Here is a 24,032-nt window from a genome sequence, read left to right on the forward strand (position 1 = left end):
TTCTTGTAGAGCTGTTGAAACGGGGACTTTCTTCTTCCAAGTATAGTATGATAGACCTTAGAAAAACAGAATGGAGATAGTAGGAGGGTTTCTTTATGGACAAGTTCATGAAGCGAGCGGTAGAGCTGGCAATCGAAAATGTACACAATGGCGGACAGCCGTTTGGCGCCGTACTTGTCAAAGACAATACCATCGTAGCGGAGGGTGTGAACGAACTCCATCAAAAGCATGATGTCAGCGGTCATGCAGAGCTTTTGGCGATTCGGCGGGCCCAGGAACAGCTGCAGACCAACAGCTTGTCCGGCTTTACGATGTACGCGAGCGGCGAACCATGCCCGATGTGTTTTGCTGCCATGCATTTTGTGGGGATTGATGATGTGTATTACTGCTTGTCGGTCGAGGATGCAGGGGAAGTGGGCCTCGGCAAGTCCAAGGCAATCTACGAGGACCTGAAGAAAGAGCGGTCAGCGCGCTCTCTAGCAATAAAGCACATGCCTCTCGGAGAAGAAGACACAAATCCGATGACGCTGTGGAAAGAACGCACGACGAAATCGTAAAAAAGCGGGAGAAAATGGTCCTGTGACGCTTGGAGGAGGGGCATTCGGCTTTACGGCAACGGGCCAACGCCCCACCTTTTTTCAAGATTCAATCCGGGGTTTGGTCGGGTAACAATCAGGTGCCTTCACATCGGACACTTCGGAGAGCTTCATCAGGTAGTAGCACTCCTCACGGGACATATGATCGGCCATGAGCGGAGACAAGACTCCCAAGACCGCATTGTGCATGCGCATTTCTTGCAGCTCGTGCAAAAATATTTGAAACAGTTTGATCTCCATTTCAGCCTGATGATTGAAGCGATGCAAAGCCGGGAAATCTTGCAGATTGGTTCGCAGGTATCCCGCCAGCTCGACTGCTTTTTGATAGAAGTCCTCAAACTTCTTGGTGAAATGCTCGCTTTTCTGCTGCACATCTTTTTCTACCATATCCAGCAAGGATGTAATCGAGGCGGCGTGCCCGGCTGCATCCGAGAGCCAAAGCAGATGGTAGTGGACGGGGTGTTCATATGGGACCGGGTGGCCAGTCAGGAAGGCGTGCAAGATTCGCTGGTATTCCTCCAGCTCATTCACCATGTGGTTCACGAAGGTGGGCGGCAGGGAAAAGGAGATTTTCCCGACCAATTGCCGCTGCAGCAGATGAAGCTTAAACTCCCGCAAGCGCTCTGTCAGATCGCTTGCCTGTTGCGTGAGTGAAGCGACTTCTTCTTCATGCAGATCTTGCCGCGCATAATCGAGCAGCGTATCGAACGAGTGGATAAAATGATTCGCTTGTTCAATCTCTGCGCATTCATCAGGAGCTAACGACTGAAAAATAAACCGGGAATGATCCCCCAGGATTTGCAGCCAAAAACGATGTTCAAACAACTGCTGATCTTTTGTGCTGATTTTCATCGGATTCCCTCCTTGCATACGTCCCCAGTCTATGTGCGGCAGCCCATATCGGTGAATGGACGATGCGAGGAATGCAGAGAGCTAGAACAAAGTGAGAATCCAATAAATCGATCCGCTGATGATCAGCAGCGTGAGAAAAAGCAGCAGGCGCGATTTGAACCTGCTTCCGGAGGCAAAAAGGACATCCGCTCCTGCCCAGATCAGCAGAAAGATCGCAAGCATAACACTTGTCATAAGCTCCATGTAGGAACGCCTCCCTTTTTCCGAATATTACCATATCTTTTCCTGAACGTGAACAGGCAATGCGACTTATGGAAAAGAACGGTATTTTTCGTATAATGGAATGCGCAAGGATAGAGAGAAACAGCGTGTAATCGAGGAGGGGGAAAATGGGAGAGATTGTCTCGTTAATCAAGCCGACAGTAGACCTGAAGGATGAATACCTTGCCTTCTATCAGGAATGGAAACAAAGCGGCGAGCAGATGGTGCCATGGGTGATCAGCAAAGATCCAACAGATTTTTCAGCGATGGTGCAAGAACTGCACGCGGAGGAGTCAGGAGAACATTTGCCCGAGGGATGGGTTCCTGCATCTACATACTGGTTGATTACAGAGGATAAGAAAATCGTGGGGGCCGTCAACATCAGGCATCAGCTTACGGTGCCCTTGCTGCAGACTGGCGGACATATCGGCTATGGAGTCCGTCCATCGGAAAGACGCAAGGGCTACGCCACACAAATACTGGCTTTATCCCTGCAAAAAGCAAAAGAACTGGGGATCGAAAAAGCGCTGGTGGTTTGTGATGCGACCAATCTGGCATCCGAGCGGACGATTTTGAAAAATGGCGGCATGGCAGATGAAAGTTTTGTAGAGGAAGACGGGAACATCGTCAAGCGATATTGGATCGCGTTGTAGGAGATGGGGGCTTCAGATGAAAAAGAGAAATCTAGTGATCCTTCTGATCGTACTGGTTGTCGTGGCGGGACTGGCCTTCGCCGGGTTCCGTCTATTTGGCGCCACTGATCTGGCGGAGGGATACCTCTATGAGGAAGAGAACCTGCTGCTGTATGCCAAAGTGACGCAGGCAGAGGAGATCGGCGTAGAGATTACGGAATGGCGAGTCGTAACAGAGAAGGGCATTCCTGTCTTGAAAACCAGGGAGGAATCGTACAAGGCGACCGTGGACGAGCATCAGCTCACCCTGCGGCAAGAGGGTGAAAAGACGTGGAACGCTTCGGTTACGAAAGAAGAGCTGATCCTGCACGATCCTGTGACGGAAGGGCTTGCGGCCGATTCGAAATGGCAAGCGAGCGACCTGGCAGCCCTCGAGTCCAAGCGAAAAGCCCTGGAGGAGCGGGTCCAGCAGCAAGCCGAGCAAAAGAAAAAAGAACAGGCCATTGAGGAAGAGCGCGTCAGAATCGCGGAGGCGGGGGACAAGTTCAAACGGCTCAAGGCGGATTTGCAGGAAAATAGCGAATATCTCGATGCGACACAGTTTTCCGATGAGACCAGTGTTGCCGAAAACCAGCTCGCGCACATGCAGAGCCTGCTGGAGGAGGTACGGATGTACGCCGAGCAGACGAGCATGAATCGCATGGAATTCGAGGTCATGCAAGCAACCGTGGACAGCATGAAGGTGATTCGGGACGGGGCAGGTACGATTCAGGAAAACATCGACCGCAAAAAGACCGGGATGGTCAACCTGACGGAAATTCTGGAAGCGGATGTGGCGGAACTGGACAAAATCTGGGAGCAGGTAATCAGCCAATTGCCGGATGCCAAGAGTCAGGAGGAAGAGTACAAGAAGGTAAAAGAGACAGTTGCCGCGTCAATCGCTCAGGCGAAGGAGCGGTTGGCTGCAGGAGAACAGACAGTGGCAAAAACGAAGCAGGATATCGAAGCACTGTATGGAAATGCCGCAGCGATGCTCCAACAGGCGAAAGCGAAATACCAGTTTTAGGGAAATCCACCAACCTCCATTTTTCAGATGAAACATGGAGGTTTTCATTTATTTGCATTTATATTATTCTTATAGAAATACTAAGTATTATGCCCGTCTTTACTGACTGAGGAGGAACCATACGATGAGTGTGTATCAAAATATAACCGAACTGATTGGCAGGACCCCCATCGTTCGACTGCGGCGGCTGGTTCCCAGAGAGGCAGCCGAGGTATTCGTGAAGCTGGAGAAGTTTAATCCCTCCGGCAGCGTCAAGGATCGGGCCGCGTTCAATCTGATCCATACAGCGGAAGAGGCAGGCCTGATCAAGCCTGGAGACACCATTATTGAGCCGACCAGCGGAAACACAGGGATCGGTCTGGCGATGAACGCCGCAGCCAAGGGATACAGGGCGATCCTCGTCATGCCCGACAATATGTCAAAAGAGCGCATCAATCTGTTGAAAGCGTATGGGGCGCAGGTTGTGCTGACGCCGAGCGAATTGCGGATGCCCGGTGCGATCGCCAAAGCAGTAGAGCTGCAAAAGGAGATTCCGAACAGCTTTATTCCTCAGCAGTTCGAGAATCCAGCCAACCCGGATATTCATCGCATCACGACAGCGAAGGAGATTTTCGAGCAGATGGAAGGCAAGCTGGATGCTTTTGTCGCCACGGCAGGGACCGGGGGCACGATTACGGGCACGGGCGAGACCTTGCGCGAGCAGCTTCCAGATCTGCAGATCACGGTTGTGGAACCAAAAGGCTCACCAGTCTTGTCCGGCGGAAAGCCCGGTCCGCACAAGCTTGTTGGAACGAGTCCCGGCTTTGTGCCGTCAATTCTCAACACGAGCATCTACGACGAGATTGTGCAGATCGCGGACGAGGACGCGCTGCAAACGATGCGAAACCTGGCGTCGATGGAAGGCATCCTCGTCGGGCCATCCTCGGGTGCTTCGGTGTTCGCTGCCATTCAGGTTGCCAAGCGCCTGGGTGCGGGCAAACGCGTCGTCTGCATCGCTCCCGATACGGGAGAACGCTATCTCAGCATGGGACTATTTTGACCTATCAAATTACAATCAAGCAAGCCTGTCCTCGGACAGGCTTTTTTTGTTGTTGAAAGCCGCCTCCTCGTAATAGAGCTGATAGTTTTGGTCTAAGCAAGGGTTGTCAGCAATAGGTTATAGCAATGAATAGAAGCTGGAATCAGCCCGAATAGGTGCTTGGCAGCGAGGAGGGAAAGGGATGTTGCACATAGTCGCCTGTATCAAACAGGTGCCGGACACCAAGATCATCAAAATGAACCCGAAGACGAATACAATGGACCGTTCCAGTGCCCCAGCCATTCTCAATCCGTACGATGCGCATGCCGTCGAGGAAGCAGTTCGTTTGAAGCAACGATATGGAGGAGTGGTCTCGGTCGTCACGATGGGACCCCCGCCAGCCGTCAAGGCGATTCGCAAATGCGTCGAAATCGGAGCGGATGAGGGGTATCTGATCACGGATCGTGCCTTTGCCGGTGCAGACACGCTGGCGACGAGCTATGCCTTGACCAAGGCGATTGAAAAAATCAGCGAGATCAAGCCGGTCGATCTCGTGATCTGCGGCAAAATGACGATTGACGGAGATACGGGTCAGGTAGGCCCGGGGATTGCCCGGCGCCTCGACATTCCCCCTTTGACAAATGTCAATAAAGTGGTCGAGGTAAACCGAAAAGAAGGATACGTCATCGTCCACCGCAAGCTGGAGGATGGCTATGAAGTGATCCGCTCCACCCTCCCGTGCCTGTTTTCTGTAGAAAAGGAGATCAATGAGGTTCCCTATTCGCCGTTGCCGAACATGCTCCGCGCCGCTCGCTACCAGCCCGTCATCTGGGCCGTGAATGATTTGGGCGAGATTGACCGCACCTTGCTGGGGCTGAAAGGGTCTCCGACGATCGTGGCGAAGGTGTGGCCGCCTGAAAAGCCAAAAGGCGGAGAGAGATTGGAAGGAACAGCACAGGAGCAAGTATCCCGCTTGATGGAGATCTTGCAGGAGAAGAAAGGGTTGTTCCGGGTGAAGGAGGAGCAGGTATGAATCTGGATGAATACAGTGGCATATGGGTCTTTTTGGAAGTAAAAGACGGACAGATCGCTCCCGTCTCGCTCGAATTGCTGGGCGCCGGCCGGCAGATGGCAGACAAGCGCGGTGTGCCGCTGGCTGGACTTCTTATCGGGGAGGGGGTGGCTCCACTCGCCGAAACGGTTTTTCCCTACGGGGCTGACGAGGTCTACCTCTACGACGAAGAGATCTTTCGCGATTATCGCACGGAGTCTTACATGCGCGCGGTGCTGGAATGCGTAGAGAAGCACAAGCCGGAAATTATCCTCTACGGTGCCACCTCCACCGGAAAAGACCTCGCCAGTGCGGTCGCGACCGACCTGCAGACTGGTCTTACGGCGGATACGACCATGCTCGACGTGAATGCGGAGACCGGACTTTTGGAAGCAAGCCGTCCTGCCTTTGGCGGCAATATCATGGCGACGATCCTGTGCAAAAAGCATCGTCCGCAGATGGCAACTGTACGCCCGAAGGTAATGAAAGCGCTGCCGCCTGATCCGAATCGAACCGGGCACATCATCCGGGAGAAAATTGATCTGCGCGAAGAGGATATCCGAACGAAGGTCCTGGAGATCGTGCGTGAAACGAAGGAGAAGGTGCGTCTGGATGAAGCGGATGTGATCGTGGCGGGAGGAAAAGGCCTTGGCAGCAAAGAGGGCTTCGAGCTGATCCACCGTTTTGCCGAGAAGATCGGTGCGACAGTCGGAGCCAGTCGCGATGCGGTGGAAGCGGGGTGGATCGATCATCAGCACCAGGTGGGTCAGACGGGTGTGACCGTGACGCCAAAGGTCTATTTTGCCATCGGCATCTCGGGAGCGATCCAGCATATTGTCGGCATGCAGAACGCCGGGTTGATTATCGCGATCAACAAAGACCCGGAAGCCCCCATTTTTCAATCCAGCCACTACGGCATCGTGGGGGATGCGTTTGAGATCGTCCCGATGCTGATGGAAGCGTTCCAGAAGATGCCGGACAAGGAGGTTCAATATGGCGGAAAAATTTGACGTTATCGTCGTGGGAGCAGGTCCGGCGGGAACCGCATGCGCCTATACGCTGGCAAAAGCGGGGGCGAATGTGCTGTTGATGGAGCGCGGGGAGTATCCCGGCTCGAAAAACGTGATGGGCGGGGTCCTATACCGCAAGACGATGGAGGATATCATCCCCGAGTTTTACAAGGAAGCACCTTTGGAAAGACCGATCGTGGAGCAGCGATTCATGATGCTGGATAAATCCTCTGCCCTGACTTTCAGCTACAAGGGTTTGGAGTGGGCGCAGGAGCCATACAACAATTTCACCGTGCTGCGTGCAAAGTTCGACCAGTGGTTTGCAGACAAGGCCGTGAAGGAAGGAGCTTTGTTGCTTAACGAGACGGTGGCCCTGGAGTGCATCGTCGAGGACGGCAAGGTCGTTGGCATCCGCACAGATCGGCCGGATGGCGATGTGTATGCCGACGTGGTGGTGTTGGCGGATGGGGTCAATTCCTTGCTGGCCAAATCGCTTGGCTTCCACAAGGAATTCCGTCCCGACGAGGTTGCGCTGGCGGTCATGGAAGTCCTCAAGCTGGATAGAAAGATCATCGAGGACCGCTTCAGCCTGGAAGGGGACCAGGGATGCACATTCGAGATCTTCGGCGATTCCACGAAGGGAATTCTCGGAACAGCGTGGCTCTATACCAATAAAGACAGTCTCAACATCGGAGTCGGAGCGATGCTCTCCGGTCTGATCAAGCACAAGATCAAGCCGTATGAGCTGTTGGATTATGTAAAAAATCACCCGATGCTGCGACCCTATATCCAGGGCAGCGAGCAGCAGGAGTACCTGGCGCATCTCATCCCGGAGGGCGGCTACAAGTCCATGCCCAAGGTGGTTGGCAACGGTGTGATCGTGGTAGGGGATGCCGCCCAGCTCGTCAATGCCATCCATCGGGAAGGCTCCAACATGGCGATGGCTTCCGGTGTCATGGCTGCCGAGACCATTTTGCAAGCGAGGGAAGCAGGCGATTTTTCCGAGAAAATGCTCGACACGTATCGGGTGAAGCTGTTGGACAGCTTTGTCGGCCAGGATTTGAAAAAGTACAAGGATGCTACGCATCATTTTGAAAAATTCCCGCAGTATTTCGAGCAGTATATTCCCATGATGAACAGAGCGGCAAGCCAGATGTTTACGGTAGACGGAACATCCAAGTGGGAGAAGCAGAAAAAAATCTGGCGTGACATCGGGACTCCCAAGGAAAAATGGCGGATGGCTCGCGATCTGATGAATGCATGGAGGGTGATGAAGTGATGGCTGACCTGCCCAAAGGCCAATCGATCGAGGAAAAGCAATATCTGGTGAGGTTCAAGGCCGATACGCAGTCGCACCTGCACGTGCTGGATGCCGATATTTGCGCGACGCGTTGTCCAGACAAGTTGTGCACCATTTTTTGTCCGGCGGAAGTCTACAAATGGGAAGAGGTGCGGATGCATGTGGGATATGAAGGATGTCACGAATGTGGAAGCTGCCGCATCGGTTGTCCCTACGAAAACATCAAGTGGGAGTATCCCAAGGGCGGGCACGGCATCATCTTCAGGCTCGCTTGATTTAATGGCAGCCGCGATGATCGAAGAAGGGGATTCCGTCGTCTATGTACGTGACGGGGCGCGAGGGGTCGTGGTTCGTGTGGAAGAGGATCGCTTTCTGATCTTCTGGGAGGATACATTTGTGAGTTGGGAGCCTGTCCATCTTGTGGAGAAAATAAAAAAATGAAAGAGGCAGACCGTCTCGCCTCTTTCATGCAAAAAAGGTGACTGGAATCGGTATGGCTCTTTGGTCGATTATCCGGTAACTGCCGACGGTAGGCTGTTTATTGGCGAGGGAGACAATCAGATACGCAGCTTCAGGATAGGTAGCGTAGGCGATATCTTCTTTAGATGGAATGGGGGGAGCAGTTGGGTGGGAGTGGTATACTCCCGCCAATTGCTCCCCTCTCTCTTGAATGGCCTGAAAAACCGTTCTGATTTGCTCAGGGTCCATGTAGAAGGATACCGGACTCCGATCGACATTTACCATTCGCCATATCGTTTCGACCCTTCCCATGCGTCCCGACAAAAGTCCGCATGCCTCATACGGACGCTCTTCGAGGCAGTGAATCAACATTTCCTTCCATACCCTATGGGAAGCGAAGAGGGCTGGAATAGGATAGCCCATTTTGCTGTTACTGTGAGCGTTTCCTGCCACAACAACCGCCTGTTTTGGGTGTAGCCACACTTCTGACGGTATTTGTCGGTCCAGAATTGGGCAAGGGTGTCTGTATGCGTTGCTGGCCGGATGCATGGTTCCTGACTGGGCGAGCCTGTCTTTGGCGATACAGCTCGCGATATTGTTCGGGTGTCATCCAATCCCTTCCTTTCGCTAAGACTAATAATGGTTTATGCCGAGCAACCTCAGGTTGGAACGGCAGTTGCACATTGAGGGGAAAGGAAGAGGAAAGTGGGGGAGTCCATCGATTACGGCTACTCAGTCGGCTTAAAAGGATTGATGGGGTGAGTATGCGGTGTTTGATGTGGTTTCAAATATGTGGCATGGGACTGTGTAGGCATTTGGATTGAGGTCGATGGAGTTGAAGTTGCTGGAATTGATTTTGCTGAAGCATGGGCGGTTTGTTGGATCGGTATTCCCGTTTTGGGGGACCGAGCTTCTTTTGCCGTAAACTCCTGGATGGACTCCTTGTATTTTTTCTCCTTTTCCTGCCACTGTGCATGCATATTTTTCAAGGACTCAATGGTTTTCATCAAGTTGCTTTCTTGGAGCTGCAGTTTGGAAATCAATGAATCCTTCTCTTCCAATTGCTTGCTCAAGGCCTCTTGAGCGGCTGTGTGGGAGGCGACGGCTTCCGCCAGTTCCTGTTCCAGGAGTTGGATTTTCTGCTCGACTTCAGCCTCTTGTCGGGTGGTATCTTGTTCCTGCAGTTTGGAAATCAATGAATCCTTTTCATCCAATTGTTTGCTCAAGGCCTCTTGAACGGCTGTGTGGGAGGCGACGGCTTCTGCCAGTTCCTGCTCCAGGAGTTGAATTTTCTGCGCTGCTTCAGCCTCTTGTCGGGCGATTTCTTGTTTCCGAGTGAGCTTCGCTTGTTCAAGCTGTTTCTCCCACTCTCGTTCCTTCTCCTGATAGTCCTCAATGATTTTTTGCTTCTCCTCCAAAGCCTGTTCATATTCCCGTACCTTGACCAGAATATCGGACTTATTCAGCTTCTCTACTTTTTCCTTGTAGTGGGCAATGGTGCCTTCTTTTTGATGTAAGATCTTGGCTTGCTGCTGTATTTTGGTTTCCAAATCGCGAATTTGCTGCGTGCCACCTGCGAGCTTGTCGCGCCAGTCGGCTTCCAGCTCCTGATAGTTGGCTAGGGTTTGGCGTATTTCCTTGAGTTGTTGCTGATATTCCTTTTCTCTTTCTTCCCACTGCTGGTGCTGTTGCTGGAGTTCTTTCAATTCATGGCTATACTGGAGAGCGATTTCTTCGTAGTAGCTCGCCTGTCTTTTGAGCAAAATGATCTTCTCTTTTTCGGGCGAGCGCTTGGTGGACTTCTTCTTGATAGGCATTCTATCCCTCCCTCCGGTATCCAGTTTCCCCTATAGACATATGTCGGCAGGCGCGTACGGGTGCAAGTTAGGTGAAAGCTTTTCTGAACAAAAAAAGAGAGAAGCAATTGAGGCTTCTCTCCGAGTTCAAGCGTGGATGAAGAATTAGGGGATTGTCGGCCCTACCAGAACATCTGGGAAGGTAATGCAGTCTTGAACCAGCAGTTGTGCATCTGGAACGATGGTGATCGCTGCTGCGAAGGAAACGACTCCCAGAGGATCGGTCAACAGGAAGAGAATGACGTCTGGCAGTCCCAGACCTGTTTCCGCCAAGACCAAGGTGTAGTTGAGTGTCTGTGTTGTGCCTGTAGCAGTAAATGTCTGTACCCCTGTACCTGTCACGATCATGCCGATTGCGATGGTTGGCAGTGCGATACCTGGAATAAGCCCAGGAAGGACAGTGATGCAAGTAGGAGAGCTGATCGTAGTAGGGGAGAAGTTGAAGCTTTGATCGCCTGGTAAGACATCCGGGAGCGGAGTCGGACCAGGAGTATCGAAGAAGTTGAAGGTGAAGGTGCTGCCACCAGGGTTGCAGCTCGGGCAAATATCGGCAATCAACTGCACGGTACCGATCTCTACGATAGCAGCAGGCGGCAGACCAAGGCTTACCCCAACTCCTGGAATCAGTGTATTGACAGTTGCCTGGCAATCGCAGTTAGGCCGCGGGAAGATCGGCGGGCATTGCGGCGGGAAGGCAAAAGGAGGGCAACGGAACGATGGTGTAGGCGATGGAACCGGAATGTCGTTTGGACGTGGCGAGCAGAATTTTGCCAGTACCTCCAATTTGACCTCGGCTTCGACCTGAACATCGAGACAGAAGATGACGTTTAGCTCAACCATGCCACCCAACAAAACAGTACCAGTCGGGATGCATTCCAGAGCAGCGATTCTGCAAACGATATTGTCTTCATCGAGAGGTTCAGGCAGGCAGAGTACGACCTCTTGATCAAATTGAACGGTTGTAGGGAAGTCGCACAGCAATACCCCGTCTGCGAAGATCCGAATGATCGCGGTTCCACCAAATATGAACCGTACCACCCCTACACGAACGGAAACTCCACCCACTACAATGTTCTCACGGCGAATGCTGGCAACACGACATGTGAAGTTGCCTGTGGGCTCAATGCATTGCACGGTGATGTCTTGACCTGCAGCAATCGCTGCATCTACCAATGCCTGACAGTCGGTTGGAAGTGGAATCTTGTTGCGATACTGATTGGCGCTGACGACCCAGTCGTACACCTTTTGGACGCGGATACACTCTTCAGCTAGGTTGTTGGGGATTGGAGGAGGAGCGGTAGGCGTCGGTGTAGGCACTTGGCGACCCATGATGGGCTTGATGTTGTTCACCAGATGGACCCTTCCTTTCCTATTGGATTTGCATTTGCATTTACATTCTATGGAGGAGGCCTCGTTTTTGCTTGTCATCATTTGCCTATTTTCAGGCGATTGTACAAGGGTAACAGGCCCGCTCTTCAAATCCAAACGCTTAAAAAGGAATTCTGAATTCCCGGGTCCACCAGTCGTCGTCATGTTTTCGTCGGGCGAAATAGCGGACGCGTTGGGCGGCCGCACCATATTTTATTACGTCCTGCTCTACTTCATCGGCATTGGCATGAATGATCAGCTTTTTGCAGGCGGAAATTCTTTCCTCTTTGAAGTGGCTGTACGCCATCCGCAGCATGTTGTAGTACACGTGTGTATGGGTTACCGTGTACGGGTGCGCCTGACGGAAGAGATGAAGGATTTTGACGTTGGGATGGACAAAGCAGCGATAACCGAACAGCCAAAGCTTGATGGAAATTTCAATGTCTTCGTAGCCCCACACTTGAAAGCCGCGATCGAACCCGCCAATGTCCATGAAGACAGATTTGGGAATGACAAAACAGCCGCCGGGCAGGATGGCGACTGGGGAGGGACGGTAGGGTTGGGGATTCCACACGACTCCCAGGCGCTCATCCAGCTTTTGACCATAGCCTACTTTATGAGGTTCGCTGATGGAGCCGATCGCTGGGGCTACTGCATCTGCTGTTCGGGAAAGGATCAACTCCAGCAAGCGGTCGATCCAGTAAGGCTCGAAGGTCAGATGCGCATCACAAAAGATCAGATAATCTCCATGTGCCTGTTCAGCACCTAGGTTGCGTGCCGGAGCGGCTCCAATCCCGGGAGTGGAAATGAGTCTGACAGGCAGGGCTTGCTGCTCGGTCTTTAAAAAATCACAACATTTGTCACTGGAGCCATCGTCTACCACAATGATTTCCAACGGGTAGCGCGTCTTGCATTCATACAGGGATGCCAATGTCGTGCGTACATTTTTTCCCTCATTTTTGGCCGGAATGATGACCGAGACCAATGGTAGTTTTTCTAAGGACAAGTTGATCACTCCTCTCCTTTGCTAGGGTATGCAAAAGCCTGATTGAAGGCACACCCCCAGGGCAGGGCATTCATACAATAGACCGGGTATGTGTAGGTGAGAAGGAGTGAAGAGGATCATGGATGTCGAGGTGTATTATGATGGACAGCGCAGAGAAGCCATCCCCTATTCGGCATTGCCCGCTCTGCGCCTGTTCTGCCAGGAACAGGGCTTTCAGCTTCAGTGGGACCCGGAAGCCAAGCGGGTTGATCTGGGATCAGGTTTAAAAGGAAAGGTTTTTATGTTGATAGCGGGTGGTATGGATGATGACACAGGTCTGGAATACGAAGTGCTTTCTCGTACTGCATCTTTTCTCCGTGATGTTGGTGCCAAGCCAGTCCTGCTGGAGAGAGGGGATGAATCGTCGGGCGACAGTGATGCCGCTTTGCGTTTTTCGGCTAAGGAGCTGCCTTCCCTAGATGAATCGCGTCTGATTCTCTTCCAAGGGGACGATGAGCGAAGAAGAAGGCTGCTGCATCATGTGTTCCACGAGATGAAAGAGAGTGGCATTCCTTGCCAGATACGCATCAGCAAGCGGGCGAAGACGTCAGTTCTTTTACCGATCCAGTGGCATGTTCCCTCGGGACTTGAGGGAGCAAAGAGAAGCAAGCTGGCCGAGCAAATCGCGATCTCTCTTGTCTCGGGGATTCTTCGCGACGTCCATGAGGGTCAGGGAATCAGTCCGATCTCGTATCTGCTGCCACACCTCCTGCAGACATTCTTCGGTCAAGTGCAGAAGCTGGAGGAATGGGAGACTAAGGATCAAAAGGAGCAACAGGTACATCAGCCTGCACTAGTCGAGGCCGTAGCGGAGGTGCACCAGGAGGAAAAAGAAGAGAAGCAGATAATCGAGAGGCCGATATTGCCGACGGAAGTAAAGATGCCTACACCCATTGCGACAGAACAGCGCATAGAGGCAGAAGTTTATTTTGACTACACGTTGATGCACCATGAGACAGAGAACCGTCCCTATCTGTTGATCGGAAGCCTGATCGTAAAAAATACAGGAACTGAAGCTTTGTACAACCCGGTAGTCTGCTTGCGAGTCAACCCGATCGAGGGTATCAAGCTAGGCGGGCAAATCCTGCCGCCGAACATGGTAGAGACTCTCGGTGTCCAAGGACAGGGTGGGGCCAAAGGGTGGAAGTACATGGAGGATGACTGGTTCGAACAAGCGAAGGAGCGTGGAGAATATTGGATTGCTCCGATTCAGCCGATGATCATCCCGCCGAAGATGAGCGAGGCATTTCAAAATTTCCAGATCTCCTTTTTTCAACAGGAGGAGCGAACCACCATTACCGTGGAAGGAATCGTTATGGTGAACGATCAACAACTGCATTTTCCGGCAAACAACCGGATTGCTGTATCATTCTAAAGAAAACCCACCGCCTTCGGGAGAAGGGGTGGGTTTGAGCAAGGCTTAATATTTCACGAACATCTGCACGAAGGTTTTTCCATGAGGTCCGCCATCTACGACTGCAATCCCCACGTGTGTGTAGGTTGCGTTCAGGATGTTGGCCTTATGTCCAGAAGAACCCATGAACGATGCGTGGGCGGCAGATACGCTACGGTTCTGGGCGATATTTTCCGCCGCAGCGCGATAGTTGATGCCGAACGTGTCCATCATCTGGAACGGGGAGCCATAGGTTGGAGAAGTGTGGCTGAAATAGCCGTTGTTTACCATGTCCTGTGCTTTGACCCGGGCTGTCTTGACGATGTTCATGTCTACTTGCAGCGGTTGAAGTCCTCGGCTGGCACGCTCTTGATTGACCAGCTGCACCATTTCCTTCTCCTCTGATGTCAGGCCAGCGGGAAGCGGCACTTCTGCAGAGGGATTTGAATTTCCGGTTTGATTGGACTGATCGGGTGCAGCAGGAGTCGAAGGCAATGTTGGCTTGCTTGGAGTTGTTGGTTTGGACTGCTCTCCAGACTGGCTTGGCTTCTCTTGTGCTTGTTTGGAAATTGCCGCAATGAGCTTGCTGTCTGCTTCACCTGTCAGGCCCAACGAATGTCGCGATTGGAAAATCATCACGGCCAGGCGGGTGGAAGCATCGAAGTTGCCGCTGACTGTCACGTTGTATCCCAGCTGTTTCAAATCCTCCTGCAAAGCTTTTACTTCTTTTCCGGATGAACCCAATTTGAGCGTGTCAGAAGAATGGGTGTCGGGCTTAGTGCTTTCCGGCTGCTTATTTTCCGAATTGGGTGTCTGTGTCTCTTTGTCTTTTTGGCTGTCGGAAACGTCATTGTTACTCGCCTTTTGCTTGTTTGCATAGGCTTTTTTCAGCTTGTCATACGTAAGCTTATTGACGGTTCCGGTTTGTTTCAGCTTCACTGATTTTTGGAATTTTTTAACATTTAGAGCTGTGTATTTGTTGTACAGCTTGTCCACTTTCAATTTGTAATCAAAATTCAATGCCTTCAGCATTTTTTCAACTTCCTGTACTGTCTGACCTTTCATCCCAGATTTCAATGGGGTAAAAGAGGTTTTGGCGAATACAGGTTGTCCGATAACGGCAAGCGAGACGGACAGGGAAAGGACGGTTGCCATCTTCGTTAGGTTGTGCTTCATGTCATCACACCTTCCGCTGGTTTTTGTCGCCTTTCAATGTTACTAGACCCAAAGTTGACATAACAAGGAGAAAATCCTGGAAAGGGATGGAGTCCAAATGTTTGGCATTTCGTTTTTGGATTTGGTGATTCTTGTGCTGGCGAGCTTCAGACTTACGCATTTGATTGTTTTTGATGAAATTACAGCGTTCATCCGCAAGCCGTTTCTATCTGTTACTTATGATTCGGATCCATCAGGACAGCTGGTCCGAAATGTGGAATACAAGGGGACCGGATTGCGGCGCTGGATCGGCAGTCTGCTTGCTTGTCATTGGTGTGTCGGCGTCTGGGTGGCAGCGGTCATTTTGCTCCTTTATACGTATGTCCCCATAACCTATCCGTTGTTGCTTGTGCTTGCTATAGCCGGAGCGGCGGCCGTGATCGAGACCAAGATGTATTTTGGATGATCATGCTCTTTCACGGACGCTCACTTGGAGGGCAACCCATTGCCGGCCGACAGACTAGTGGGCAAAGGTCCGAAAAACAATGGCCTCTTCGCGGGAGAGCGGAAGGATTTCTTCTGCGATGAAGCCTGCCGCCTGAAGGAAACCCAGCCGCAAAGAGACAGGAGAAATGATATGAGAAGCTGCAATGTCCACCAGATTGCTCGTCCTCGAGGGATCGAGCGGGATCTCCAGTTGGAAGCTGGTCTGGGTGATCGGAAACGATTTGTAAGGCTGCCCATTGATTAATGTTGTCAGAGTCATGGGCTTCTGATTTTGAAAGGCAGGTGCGGGAAGTCTTCCCTTGACGATCACCAGATGGGCGGGGGCGTGTGCATCGGAAGCGATCTGGATGCGAAAGATCGGAGGAGTCCACATGTCAATGGAACGGTTGGTATGGATGACTCTTGGCTGGTTATGAGCGGCGTCTTTCAACTTGTTGATCAAGGTAAAAGCGCCCGGCCCTTGATATTGGGAAGCGTAGGTAACCCAGCCGTACGGAATGCTGCCGTAGTGTTTGGCCAATGATTTCAACACCTCGGGAATCCCGGTCGATTGCCACTGTGTCGCGGATTTGCAGTTGCTGTGAAGTCTGGCGGTTGCGACAAATTCCGGGATATACCCGATGATATGCGATTTGGCGACACGCATCCACAATTCATAGTCCATGCAAAAATGCAGATTTTCATCCACACCGTTCATTTGCTCAAAGACATTTTTGCGAATAAAGGCAGCAGGCTGACAGATACAGCAGGTATGGTACAGCTTTTGGGCATCTGCTGGTTCGGTGGGAAAGCTGCTCGTGATCTGATTGGTCTCATTGGCGACATGGCAGTGTCCGTGCACCATTCCCCATTCCGGATGGGAGAGGAGGGCATGCACGGCTTTCCGGATCGCTCCTGGCAGGTACGTATCATCTGAATTGAGCCAGCCGATGATTTCCCCCCGTGCCATGGCCAATCCTTTATTGATGGCATGTGACTGACCGCGGTCAGGTTCGGAGATGAAGCGAAAACGCCCGTCGCTTTGCGCATAGCTTTGCAGGATCGCAATGGTGTTATCTGTAGAACCACCGTCGACGACGATGTGTTCAATATGTCGGTAATCTTGCTGCAAGACGCTGTCGATGGTCTCCCGAATGAACTTCCCCTGATTGTAGGAAGGCGTAATAATGGTGACCAGAGGCAATGGTGAATGTGACACAATATCCCTCCCTTGCTCGAAAGGCGGATCTTTCCAAACCCACACTTCTCTCCCGCAGTGTATGTACAAGGAAAGCATTTTGTTTTAGGGTAGCTTTCTTATTTCCTCAAGGTTTTTCCATATATCCAAAGGCATCCAGCCGATTGTTCGCCGACTGGATGCCAGGAAGGGAATTACAGATGCTCAGGTACCAGCCCCGGATTTCGAAACGTCCGCAAGATTTCGGCGCGGGCTGCCGGATCGATTTTGCTGGGAGGTATCGCTTCTGCCAACAAGCTGATCCTCCCGGCATGATAACCGTTAAATCTGCCCGAGGATACGGTGCGAATCGTATGGGGAAGCGGTTGAAACAAGGTGTTCTCCAGCATTTCCAGTAAGCACGGCAGAGTAGGGAGCCACCAAGTCGTATCATCCTGATAGATGCGGTTCATCTTTCCCGGGGTGCCGTTCAAAACCATCTTGGATTCATCCGAGTCGAGAACAGCTGCTGTCTCCAACAGAAGATGACCACCGGTTTTGATGACGCTTCTGCATTGGGAAAGGGTGTAGAGCGGGTCGCGTACATGATAAAGAAGCCCCAAGTGTTGGACGATATCGAATTTATTGTGCTGGATTTGCTCTGGAAAGGGTTTTCTTGCAGTCATATCGTCCATGAGCAGCACCTGAAGACCGTCCCATAGGCGATAGGGCGAGGTATTGTAAAACGGGATTGCTTTGCTGTTCAGAATGTCTTTACATAGTTCAAAGTTGGCGTATAGAGGATGCAGGCAATCTGTGGCAACTACCAGGCTCGCTCCAAGCTTTTCTGCTTCGAACACCCACATGCCGTCAAAGCTGGCCAAATCAAGGACACGCTTGCCTTGATAAGAGACATGTTGTCTCGTCTGCCGTGTCATGTCCCAGAGATTTTCAAGAATCTGTATTCCCGGCGTGACAATCCCGGGGCGAAGCTCAATTTTGTGATACCATTTGCGCTTGTTTATTTCTTGTATAATTTCTTCGTTCGTCCAGTTGCCTCCCAACTATCTGACCTCCTTGTCTGTATTCCTTCTCTCACTTGTGGTGGACTGATGATAGGATACGTGCGGATGCTTGGTTGGGTACTGGTTGGTTGCCCCAATTTGGTCCCCACGCGCCAGCAGATTACATATGGTATCGGAGAGAAAATGGCGCAAACAGGGAGGAACGTCCGATGTCCTTGCCCATTGTATTCATGCATCGTACGGACGACAATTACTTGTCATACAGCTTGCGGCAGGCCCAAGTGAGCAACCCCGGCTCGAGAATTTTCCTGCTCGGCACAGCTCTCAACCAGAGATTTGGGACAAATGGTATACAGCATGTAAGATTGGACGCATACATGCAGACCGCCGCCGCCTTTGCCCCGCACTACAAGCATCTGCACGTCATGTCCCACGCGTACAATCTGTTTTGTTTTCAAAGGTGGTTTATTCTTCGTGATTTCATGCGTTCTCAGCAAATGACGGCTTGCTGCTATATCGATTCGGATGTGATGCTGTACGAGAACGTAAACAACCCGGAATACAGCCAATTTATGATGGAATTCGTCTGGACCAATTTTGTGAAGGCAGATCTTTTGGACCGTTTTTGTTCGTTTACAACGATGTATTTTGCTGATCCCGCCATGTTTGAGAAATTGGTGCAGGAAACAAAGAAGCTGGGGCATGTGAGCCATGACCTTCCTCTCGTCTCAGACATGGTAGCCGGTCTTTTATTTTTGCGTCAGTTTCCGGACTACACCTATACACATGGCCGATACGGGGACAAAATGTTTGATGAAAATATCAATCGTCCTCTATGGGCAGAAAGTCTCAATGGTAAAAGAAAGGTGTATCTGATAAACGGAAAACTGTACACCAGGGAGATGGCGAGCCATACCTTTATTCGTCTCAACTCCCTTCACTTTCAAGGCTTGGAAATGAAATCTTATATGCCTTACTTTTTCACTCCCCATCTTTCAACGCAAGGCATGTTCATGTTTGATTATCTCAGCCAGCGGTGGCATCCGACGGGATTCTAGGCAGCTTGCAGCCCTCTTGGTATCTGGCTATGGGGGCTGCTTCATTTTTTCTCGGATCAGCAGCACGCCTACAGGAGAACAGACCATTTTCCGGCAAACGCGAGGCATCGCCTTCAACTGGTACATATGATGCCTTATACACGATGAAAATGGACAGAGGTGGCCTGGATGATGCTGATACTGCTTTCGGGAGGGGCTGGAAAAAGGTTGTGGCCGCTATCCAATGAGGCAAGGTCCAAACAATTCCTGAAGTTGCTACGTCAAGCAAGCGGCGAGCCGGAATCCATGGTGCAACGTGTCTGGAGACAGTTGACAGCACATAAATGGACAGATCAAGTGTATATTTCAGCTAGCAAACCCCACATCGATCTATTAAAAAGCCAGTTGGGCGAGGATGTTCCCTTGATAATAGAACCGCAAAAAAAAGACACGTTTCCTGCAGTCGCTTTGGCCGCAACCTATCTGCACACCTGCGTGGGAGCGGATCCGGCTGAACAGGTGATCGTCATGCCGGTCGATTCTTATGTTGAGGAGCATTTTTGGGAAAAGCTGCAGGATTTGAGGCAAGCGTTGCTTCATTCTAAGGCAGATCTTGCCCTGATTGGTGTCACACCTACCTATCCTTCTACCAAATACGGCTATATTGTCCCCATCACGTCCACTATGGACAGCCAAGATTCCTTCTCTTATTACCATGTCGCAAGCTTCAAAGAGAAGCCATCCGAGACGCAGGCAAAAGCGTTGCTGAAGAAGCAAGCAATGTGGAATTGCGGTGTCTTTGCTTTTCGATTGAGTTATCTTCTGGACTTATTAAAGAAAAAAGGTTTGCCTACAGACTATGAACAACTGCTTCAAGCCTATGCCACGCTTGAACCGATCAGCTTTGACTATGAGGTCGTAGAGAAAACGGATCGGATTGTGGTGGTTCCGTATACAGGGTACTGGCGAGATCTGGGCACCTGGAATACCTTGACCGAGGAGATGAACGTCCAAACCGTAGGACGAGTATATCAGGATGGGGATGCGCCCAATACACATGTGATCAATGAGCTGGATATTCCCATCGTCACCATTGGCTTATCGGATACCGTCATCGCAGCAAGTCTTGATGGCATTCTGATCTCGGCTAAAGACAAGAGCCATCGGGTAAAGGATCTGCCCTTGGAGTGGCAGCAACGTCCCATGTACGAAGAAAAGCGCTGGGGGACGTACCGAGTCCTGCATTATCGGACGACAACTACGGGCACACAGGTATTGACGAAAATTCTGCATATTTTCGCGAACAAAAATCTGAGCTATCAGACCCATCAATATCGCAGTGAGGTCTGGACGGTGGTCGAAGGGGAGGGGGAGTTCGTCTGGAACGATCAGCTTATTCCGATAGGTCCGGGCGATGTTCTCGAAATCCCCGCGGGAACCAAGCACGCGATACGAGCATCAACTGACATGGAAATCGTCGAAGTGCAGCTGGGAAGCCAGCTTATTGAGGAGGATATTGTCCGCCACGCCATGACCTGGGAGGAGATTTTGTTGCAAGTCAGGTCCACCGGGAGTGTGTGTGATGGTCAATAGCTCCTTTTGGCACAAAAAAAGAGTGTTGGTTACCGGGCATACCGGATTCAAAGGAGCTTGGCTTAGCATCTGGCTGCATGCAATGGGGGCAGAAGTGACGGGATATGCTTTGGAGCCTCCGACGGATCCGAGCCTGTTTCGGCTGGCGGGTGTCGGGCAGCTCGTACACACTATTACAGCTGATATTAGGGACAGGGGAATGCTGGAGCAGGTTATCTTGCAAGCAAAGCCCGAGATTATTTTTCATCTGGCTGCTCAATCCCTGGTGCGTCAAGGGTATCAGCATCCGGTCGAAACCTATGAGACCAATGTGCTCGGGACGGTCTATCTGTTGGAAGCAGTCCGACTGGCATGCCAACAGGGAGTGCCGATCCGGGCTGTGATCAACGTAACAAGCGACAAATGCTATGAAAACCGGGAATGGGTGTGGGGATACCGAGAGCAGGATGCCTTGGGGGGACGCGATCCTTATTCCAGCAGCAAAGCGTGCGCCGAACTCGTTACCGCCAGCTATCGCAACTCCTTTTTTTCTGCTGTCGAGACAGCGGGGATTGCGATCGCCTCTGCCCGTGCCGGCAATGTGATTGGCGGAGGGGATTGGGCTGCAGATCGCTTGATTCCCGATTGTCTGAGTTCCCTTATGAACGGAAAAAGAATCAAGCTTCGATACCCTGAAGCTGTACGCCCCTGGCAGCATGTGTTGGAGCCCCTTGGAGGTTATCTGCTGCTTGCGGAACGGATGTGCGAAAATACCGTACGCTTTTCAAAAAGCTATAATTTCGGACCTGATGAGCGAGATACTCGAACAGTGGCCTGGGTGGTCCAAAAGCTGTGTGAGAAGTGGGGGGCAGCTGCAGAGCTTGAAATAGAACGTGAGGATAACTGGCCTGAGGCTTCCTTGTTGAAGCTGGATTGCTCCAGGGCTAAAGAAGAGCTTGGCTGGAATCCCCGATGGAGCATCGAACAGGCTTTGGAGCAAATCGTGGAATGGACGAAAGACAGCCAAATGGGGAAAAATCTCCAGGAAATCTGCAAAAAACAGATCCAGATCTACATGGAAGCAGCACCGCAATAAAGGATCCTGGCCGGGGACAAGAGACAGGAGGGAGAGAAAAGCGTGAAAGTGGTCATATTGGCTGGCGGATACGGGACGCGGATTGGGGAAGAGACGCATTTGAAACCAAAGCCCTTGATCGAGATCGGCGACAGGCCGATTATTTGCCATATTATGTCCATCTATTCCCGGTACGGCTACAATGACTTCATTATTTGTCTGGGCTACAAGGGGTACATGATCAAGGAGTATTTCTCCAATTATTTTCTGCATCAGTCCGATGTCACCTTTGATTTTCGCCGGGACAATGAAATGATCTTGCACAATCGCCGCACGGAGCCATGGAGGGTGACGCTGGTAGATACAGGCAAAGATACCGGAACCGGGGGGAGGGTGAAGCGCATCCAGCCCTACGTGGGGGATGAACCCTTCATGCTGACCTATGGAGACGGGGTAGCCAATCTGGACATCTCTGCCCTGGTTTCGTTTCACCGCGAGCACGGGAAGCTGGCCACGATTACCGCTACACAACCGCCGGGGAGATTCGGGGCTTTGGACGTGACGACGGAGAATGTCGTTCGCGGCTTTCAGGAGAAGCCAAAAGGGGATCGAGGCTGGATCAACGCCGGATTTTTTGTAATGGAACCAGAGGTGTTCGACTATCTTGAAGGCGATGAGACTGTGCTGGAAAAGGAGCCATTGGAAGTGCTGGCGAGGTCTCAGGAATTGGTGGCATTTCCTTTTACGGGATTCTGGCACCCTATGGATACGCTCCGGGATAAAAATTATCTGGAGAGCCTGTGGAGAGCAGGTACGCCGCCGTGGCAAATCTAGGAGGAACGATGGCATGCGTGTGCTGGTGACGGGTGCGACAGGATTTCTTGGCAGTCATCTCGTAAAAGCTTTGCTCGCTGAAGGGCATGAGGTTTACATTCTGAAACGAAAGACTTCGGATTGTTCTCGCCTTGCCACTGTCCTTCATGAGATTGAATGCTTTGATCTCGAACATGTGGAGATAGAGGGGATGTTTCGCGACATAGGTCCCTTGGATGCTGTCATTCACACGGCAACCTCCTATGCCCGGAACCAGGAGAGCTATCATGCCACACTGGAAGCGAATGTCTCCATGCCCCTGCAAGTTCTGGAAGGGGCGATTCGCTGCGGGACGCCCCTGTTCATGAATACCGATACATTTTCCAATACGACTCAAGGAATCTTTCAGAGACTGGTCGGGTATCACCTGACCAAAAGGCATTTTCTGGAATGGGGAAAGCATTTGGCCGCGCAATCCTCCCTTCGCTTTGTCAATCTCAAGCTGGAGCATCTGTACGGACCTGCTGATTCACCGGAAAAATTCATCCCGTATATCGTCAGAACTTGCCTGGAAAACCAGCCTGATCTCTACCTCACTCCCGGGGAGCAAATGAGAGATTTTATTCATGTCCGGGATGCGGTTGATGCGTATCTGCTCCTCCTGCGTCAAAGCAAGCAATTCTCCGCTTCTTTTTGCGAGTTTCAGGTTGGAAGCGGCGTTGCCACCTCGATCAAGTCGCTGGTTAGAGAAGTACACAGATTGACCGAATCGGCGACGACCCTTCATTTTGGGGCGCTGCCCTATCCTCCGCAAGAGATGATGCATTCGCTTGCTGACGTGGAGTCGTTGCGAAGGTATGGATGGCGCAGCCAAGTCCCGCTGCGGGAAGGTCTGCTTACGGTCATCGAGGAGCATCGCTCGAGAATTTCTGCAAAATAAAAAACGTGGCTTCGCCATAGGCGGCGGCCACGTTTTTTCGTCTGCTTGTATATGAGGATTCCTATCCCCAGCTATTTTTATTGGTGCAGTACAGATCCCCGTGGAACGGCTTGATCATCTCTAATAACGTCTCGTAGTCTGCGACTTTGACAACTTGATCGTCTCTGCGAATCAGGTATATGTTCCTATACAGCTGTTGAAGAAGCGCATACAGGTCATGCGGATCTTTTCCAAAATTGTTCATCATGCTATCCAGATTGAATTCGATGACCAGATCCGGGTCAAAGCGCTGAAGGGTTTCCTGAGCGCCGTGCAGCACCTCCAGTTCGGAACCCTCAACATCCACCTTGATCAGGTCGAGGCGATTCAATGGATTTTTTTGGACCCAATCGTCGAGACGGACACAAATGATTTGATTGGCAGGATCAGTGGAATGAACCTGATTGGCGTCGATAAAAGACCAACCACCACCAGAGGCCACTTCGTGAAACTGGATCGCACCGTTTCGATCAAAAACCCCTAGCTTGATCGCTTCGATGTTTTTGATGCCGTTTTCTCCGATGTTTCGCATTAAAAAATTGTAGTTGACTGTAGAAGGCTCAAAAGCGTACACCTTGCCCTTTTTCGCCAGATAACTCAACGCAAGCGAGATCGTTCCCAGGTTGGCGCCGATGTCCAGACAGATGAAATCGGGAGCCACGACACGCTGGAGCAAATTCAGGACGTATGCTTCATAATAGCCGTTTTCCAATTCCAGATAGTACAAAACACTCTGGTCCGATTCGCTGCCGTAGAGCACGAACGATTTTTTGTCAAAGGGCAGGTGGAAATCTAGCTTCTTCAAG

The 24,032-nt window shown here is 51.4% G+C and carries 26 protein-coding genes; 16 read left to right on the forward strand and 10 right to left on the reverse strand.

The window, feature by feature from the left end; genetic code table 11:
* Positions 1 to 95: 95 nt before the first annotated feature.
* The gene (locus EDM58_RS00775) at positions 96 to 557 is read left to right on the forward strand and encodes a nucleoside deaminase (RefSeq protein ID WP_122911628.1); all 462 of its coding nucleotides are present in this window, start codon (positions 96 to 98) and stop codon (positions 555 to 557) included.
* An 81-nt stretch (positions 558 to 638) separates the two neighbouring features.
* Here the strand turns inward: EDM58_RS00775 and EDM58_RS00780 are convergent, their stop codons facing one another.
* Positions 639 to 1,448 carry a DUF2935 domain-containing protein gene (locus tag EDM58_RS00780; protein WP_122911629.1) on the reverse strand — a complete coding sequence of 270 codons (810 nt, stop codon included), beginning with the start codon at positions 1,446 to 1,448 and terminating at the stop codon, positions 639 to 641.
* An 81-nt stretch (positions 1,449 to 1,529) separates the two neighbouring features.
* The gene (locus tag EDM58_RS25570) at positions 1,530 to 1,691 is read right to left on the reverse strand and encodes a hypothetical protein (protein WP_183187371.1); all 162 of its coding nucleotides are present in this window, start codon (positions 1,689 to 1,691) and stop codon (positions 1,530 to 1,532) included.
* A 146-nt stretch (positions 1,692 to 1,837) separates the two neighbouring features.
* On the opposite strand from EDM58_RS25570, the gene EDM58_RS00785 reads away from it, so the two are divergent.
* The 8 genes from EDM58_RS00785 (at position 1,838) to EDM58_RS25575 (ending at position 8,227) form a co-directional block, all read left to right on the forward strand.
* The gene (locus EDM58_RS00785) at positions 1,838 to 2,362 is read left to right on the forward strand and encodes a GNAT family N-acetyltransferase (RefSeq protein ID WP_122911630.1); all 525 of its coding nucleotides are present in this window, start codon (positions 1,838 to 1,840) and stop codon (positions 2,360 to 2,362) included.
* 16 nt (positions 2,363 to 2,378) lie between these two features.
* Complete coding sequence (locus EDM58_RS00790) at positions 2,379 to 3,407, forward strand: coiled-coil domain-containing protein (RefSeq protein ID WP_122911631.1); 1,029 nt, start codon at positions 2,379 to 2,381, stop codon at positions 3,405 to 3,407.
* A gap of 124 nt (positions 3,408 to 3,531) precedes the next feature.
* Positions 3,532 to 4,446 carry a cysteine synthase A gene (gene cysK / locus EDM58_RS00795; protein ID WP_122911632.1) on the forward strand — a complete coding sequence of 305 codons (915 nt, stop codon included), beginning with the start codon at positions 3,532 to 3,534 and terminating at the stop codon, positions 4,444 to 4,446.
* A gap of 181 nt (positions 4,447 to 4,627) precedes the next feature.
* Positions 4,628 to 5,458, forward strand: a complete 831-nt coding sequence (locus EDM58_RS00800; protein ID WP_122911633.1) for an electron transfer flavoprotein subunit beta/FixA family protein — start codon at positions 4,628 to 4,630, stop codon at positions 5,456 to 5,458.
* Positions 5,455 to 6,486: an electron transfer flavoprotein subunit alpha/FixB family protein gene (locus EDM58_RS00805; protein ID WP_122911634.1), complete on the forward strand. Its 1,032-nt coding sequence runs from the start codon at positions 5,455 to 5,457 to the stop codon at positions 6,484 to 6,486. Before EDM58_RS00800 ends, EDM58_RS00805 begins: the two co-directional genes overlap by 4 nt.
* A complete protein-coding gene (locus EDM58_RS00810) occupies positions 6,470 to 7,765 on the forward strand; it encodes an FAD-dependent oxidoreductase (protein ID WP_122911635.1) in 1,296 nt (431 codons plus the stop codon). Before EDM58_RS00805 ends, EDM58_RS00810 begins: the two co-directional genes overlap by 17 nt.
* Positions 7,765 to 8,061 (forward strand): ferredoxin family protein, encoded by a 297-nt coding sequence (locus EDM58_RS00815; RefSeq protein ID WP_023555064.1) that lies wholly within the window; start codon positions 7,765 to 7,767, stop codon positions 8,059 to 8,061. Before EDM58_RS00810 ends, EDM58_RS00815 begins: the two co-directional genes overlap by 1 nt.
* 4 nt (positions 8,062 to 8,065) lie before the next feature.
* Positions 8,066 to 8,227, forward strand: coding sequence for a hypothetical protein (locus EDM58_RS25575; protein WP_183187395.1), 162 nt, complete (start codon positions 8,066 to 8,068; stop codon positions 8,225 to 8,227).
* 24 nt (positions 8,228 to 8,251) lie between these two features.
* Here EDM58_RS25575 and EDM58_RS00820 read toward each other — a convergent pair whose 3' ends face one another.
* The 4 genes from EDM58_RS00820 to EDM58_RS00835 form a co-directional block, all read right to left on the reverse strand.
* The gene (locus tag EDM58_RS00820) at positions 8,252 to 8,668 is read right to left on the reverse strand and encodes a M67 family metallopeptidase (protein WP_281275077.1); all 417 of its coding nucleotides are present in this window, start codon (positions 8,666 to 8,668) and stop codon (positions 8,252 to 8,254) included.
* A gap of 305 nt (positions 8,669 to 8,973) precedes the next feature.
* Positions 8,974 to 10,062, reverse strand: a complete 1,089-nt coding sequence (locus tag EDM58_RS00825; protein WP_122911636.1) for a coiled-coil domain-containing protein — start codon at positions 10,060 to 10,062, stop codon at positions 8,974 to 8,976.
* A 144-nt stretch (positions 10,063 to 10,206) separates the two neighbouring features.
* Positions 10,207 to 11,451 carry a BMQ_0737 family morphogenetic spore coat protein gene (locus tag EDM58_RS00830; RefSeq protein ID WP_023555062.1) on the reverse strand — a complete coding sequence of 415 codons (1,245 nt, stop codon included), beginning with the start codon at positions 11,449 to 11,451 and terminating at the stop codon, positions 10,207 to 10,209.
* 139 nt (positions 11,452 to 11,590) lie between these two features.
* The gene (locus EDM58_RS00835) at positions 11,591 to 12,475 is read right to left on the reverse strand and encodes a glycosyltransferase family 2 protein (protein ID WP_122911637.1); all 885 of its coding nucleotides are present in this window, start codon (positions 12,473 to 12,475) and stop codon (positions 11,591 to 11,593) included.
* A 118-nt stretch (positions 12,476 to 12,593) separates the two neighbouring features.
* On the opposite strand from EDM58_RS00835, the gene EDM58_RS00840 reads away from it, so the two are divergent.
* The gene (locus EDM58_RS00840) at positions 12,594 to 13,889 is read left to right on the forward strand and encodes a hypothetical protein (RefSeq protein ID WP_122911638.1); all 1,296 of its coding nucleotides are present in this window, start codon (positions 12,594 to 12,596) and stop codon (positions 13,887 to 13,889) included.
* Positions 13,890 to 13,934: 45 nt separating this feature from the next.
* Here EDM58_RS00840 and EDM58_RS00845 read toward each other — a convergent pair whose 3' ends face one another.
* Positions 13,935 to 15,083 (reverse strand): peptidoglycan-binding protein, encoded by a 1,149-nt coding sequence (locus tag EDM58_RS00845; protein ID WP_122911639.1) that lies wholly within the window; start codon positions 15,081 to 15,083, stop codon positions 13,935 to 13,937.
* A gap of 97 nt (positions 15,084 to 15,180) precedes the next feature.
* Between EDM58_RS00845 and EDM58_RS00850 the strand changes: the two genes are divergently transcribed.
* A complete protein-coding gene (locus tag EDM58_RS00850) occupies positions 15,181 to 15,528 on the forward strand; it encodes a DUF1360 domain-containing protein (protein WP_023555058.1) in 348 nt (115 codons plus the stop codon).
* A 54-nt stretch (positions 15,529 to 15,582) separates the two neighbouring features.
* Here EDM58_RS00850 and EDM58_RS00855 read toward each other — a convergent pair whose 3' ends face one another.
* Both EDM58_RS00855 and EDM58_RS00860 read right to left on the reverse strand, forming a co-directional pair.
* Positions 15,583 to 16,767, reverse strand: coding sequence for a glycosyltransferase family 2 protein (locus EDM58_RS00855; protein WP_122911640.1), 1,185 nt, complete (start codon positions 16,765 to 16,767; stop codon positions 15,583 to 15,585).
* A gap of 173 nt (positions 16,768 to 16,940) precedes the next feature.
* The gene (locus tag EDM58_RS00860; RefSeq protein ID WP_122911641.1) at positions 16,941 to 17,789 is read right to left on the reverse strand and encodes a DUF1698 domain-containing protein; all 849 of its coding nucleotides are present in this window, start codon (positions 17,787 to 17,789) and stop codon (positions 16,941 to 16,943) included.
* A gap of 170 nt (positions 17,790 to 17,959) precedes the next feature.
* Here EDM58_RS00860 and EDM58_RS00865 point away from each other — a divergent pair, with 170 nt between their 5' ends.
* The 5 genes from EDM58_RS00865 to EDM58_RS00885 all read left to right on the forward strand — a co-directional run bounded on the left by EDM58_RS00865 (position 17,960) and on the right by EDM58_RS00885 (position 23,187).
* Entirely contained in the window at positions 17,960 to 18,808 is an 849-nt protein-coding gene (locus tag EDM58_RS00865) for a hypothetical protein (RefSeq protein ID WP_122911642.1), read from the forward strand.
* Positions 18,809 to 18,976: 168 nt separating this feature from the next.
* Positions 18,977 to 20,380 (forward strand): sugar phosphate nucleotidyltransferase, encoded by a 1,404-nt coding sequence (locus EDM58_RS00870; RefSeq protein WP_122911643.1) that lies wholly within the window; start codon positions 18,977 to 18,979, stop codon positions 20,378 to 20,380.
* Positions 20,370 to 21,455 (forward strand): CDP-glucose 4,6-dehydratase, encoded by a 1,086-nt coding sequence (rfbG, locus tag EDM58_RS00875; RefSeq protein WP_122911644.1) that lies wholly within the window; start codon positions 20,370 to 20,372, stop codon positions 21,453 to 21,455. Before EDM58_RS00870 ends, rfbG begins: the two co-directional genes overlap by 11 nt.
* Before the next feature lie 42 nt (positions 21,456 to 21,497).
* Positions 21,498 to 22,268 (forward strand): glucose-1-phosphate cytidylyltransferase, encoded by a 771-nt coding sequence (rfbF, locus tag EDM58_RS00880; RefSeq protein WP_023555052.1) that lies wholly within the window; start codon positions 21,498 to 21,500, stop codon positions 22,266 to 22,268.
* 13 nt (positions 22,269 to 22,281) lie between these two features.
* On the forward strand, positions 22,282 to 23,187 hold the full coding sequence (locus EDM58_RS00885; protein ID WP_122911645.1) for an NAD-dependent epimerase/dehydratase family protein: 906 nt from the start codon (positions 22,282 to 22,284) through the stop codon (positions 23,185 to 23,187).
* A 61-nt stretch (positions 23,188 to 23,248) separates the two neighbouring features.
* On the opposite strand, the gene EDM58_RS26100 is transcribed toward EDM58_RS00885, so the two are convergent.
* On the reverse strand, positions 23,249 to 24,031 hold the full coding sequence (locus EDM58_RS26100; RefSeq protein WP_246000456.1) for an FkbM family methyltransferase: 783 nt from the start codon (positions 24,029 to 24,031) through the stop codon (positions 23,249 to 23,251).
* Position 24,032: the final 1 nt, after the last annotated feature.

The organism is Brevibacillus panacihumi (assembly GCF_003710985.1).
Classification (GTDB): Bacteria; Bacillota; Bacilli; order Brevibacillales; family Brevibacillaceae; genus Brevibacillus; species Brevibacillus panacihumi.

What these genes read in the sequence shown, in the direction of transcription:
- EDM58_RS00775 (WP_122911628.1), top strand. Translation starts at nt 96, where the DNA reads ATGGACAAGTTCATGAAGCGAGCGGTAGAGCTGGCAATCGAAAATGTA.
- EDM58_RS00780 (WP_122911629.1), bottom strand. Translation starts at nt 1,448, where the DNA reads ATGAAAATCAGCACAAAAGATCAGCAGTTGTTTGAACATCGTTTTTGG.
- EDM58_RS25570 (WP_183187371.1), bottom strand. Translation starts at nt 1,691, where the DNA reads ATGGAGCTTATGACAAGTGTTATGCTTGCGATCTTTCTGCTGATCTGG.
- EDM58_RS00785 (WP_122911630.1), top strand. Translation starts at nt 1,838, where the DNA reads ATGGGAGAGATTGTCTCGTTAATCAAGCCGACAGTAGACCTGAAGGAT.
- EDM58_RS00790 (WP_122911631.1), top strand. Translation starts at nt 2,379, where the DNA reads ATGAAAAAGAGAAATCTAGTGATCCTTCTGATCGTACTGGTTGTCGTG.
- cysK (WP_122911632.1), top strand. Translation starts at nt 3,532, where the DNA reads ATGAGTGTGTATCAAAATATAACCGAACTGATTGGCAGGACCCCCATC.
- EDM58_RS00800 (WP_122911633.1), top strand. Translation starts at nt 4,628, where the DNA reads ATGTTGCACATAGTCGCCTGTATCAAACAGGTGCCGGACACCAAGATC.
- EDM58_RS00805 (WP_122911634.1), top strand. Translation starts at nt 5,455, where the DNA reads ATGAATCTGGATGAATACAGTGGCATATGGGTCTTTTTGGAAGTAAAA.
- EDM58_RS00810 (WP_122911635.1), top strand. Translation starts at nt 6,470, where the DNA reads ATGGCGGAAAAATTTGACGTTATCGTCGTGGGAGCAGGTCCGGCGGGA.
- EDM58_RS00815 (WP_023555064.1), top strand. Translation starts at nt 7,765, where the DNA reads ATGGCTGACCTGCCCAAAGGCCAATCGATCGAGGAAAAGCAATATCTG.
- EDM58_RS25575 (WP_183187395.1), top strand. Translation starts at nt 8,066, where the DNA reads ATGGCAGCCGCGATGATCGAAGAAGGGGATTCCGTCGTCTATGTACGT.
- EDM58_RS00820 (WP_281275077.1), bottom strand. Translation starts at nt 8,668, where the DNA reads ATGGGCTATCCTATTCCAGCCCTCTTCGCTTCCCATAGGGTATGGAAG.
- EDM58_RS00825 (WP_122911636.1), bottom strand. Translation starts at nt 10,062, where the DNA reads ATGCCTATCAAGAAGAAGTCCACCAAGCGCTCGCCCGAAAAAGAGAAG.
- EDM58_RS00840 (WP_122911638.1), top strand. Translation starts at nt 12,594, where the DNA reads ATGGATGTCGAGGTGTATTATGATGGACAGCGCAGAGAAGCCATCCCC.
- EDM58_RS00845 (WP_122911639.1), bottom strand. Translation starts at nt 15,083, where the DNA reads ATGAAGCACAACCTAACGAAGATGGCAACCGTCCTTTCCCTGTCCGTC.
- EDM58_RS00850 (WP_023555058.1), top strand. Translation starts at nt 15,181, where the DNA reads ATGTTTGGCATTTCGTTTTTGGATTTGGTGATTCTTGTGCTGGCGAGC.
- EDM58_RS00865 (WP_122911642.1), top strand. Translation starts at nt 17,960, where the DNA reads ATGTCCTTGCCCATTGTATTCATGCATCGTACGGACGACAATTACTTG.
- EDM58_RS00870 (WP_122911643.1), top strand. Translation starts at nt 18,977, where the DNA reads ATGATGCTGATACTGCTTTCGGGAGGGGCTGGAAAAAGGTTGTGGCCG.
- rfbG (WP_122911644.1), top strand. Translation starts at nt 20,370, where the DNA reads ATGGTCAATAGCTCCTTTTGGCACAAAAAAAGAGTGTTGGTTACCGGG.
- EDM58_RS00885 (WP_122911645.1), top strand. Translation starts at nt 22,282, where the DNA reads ATGCGTGTGCTGGTGACGGGTGCGACAGGATTTCTTGGCAGTCATCTC.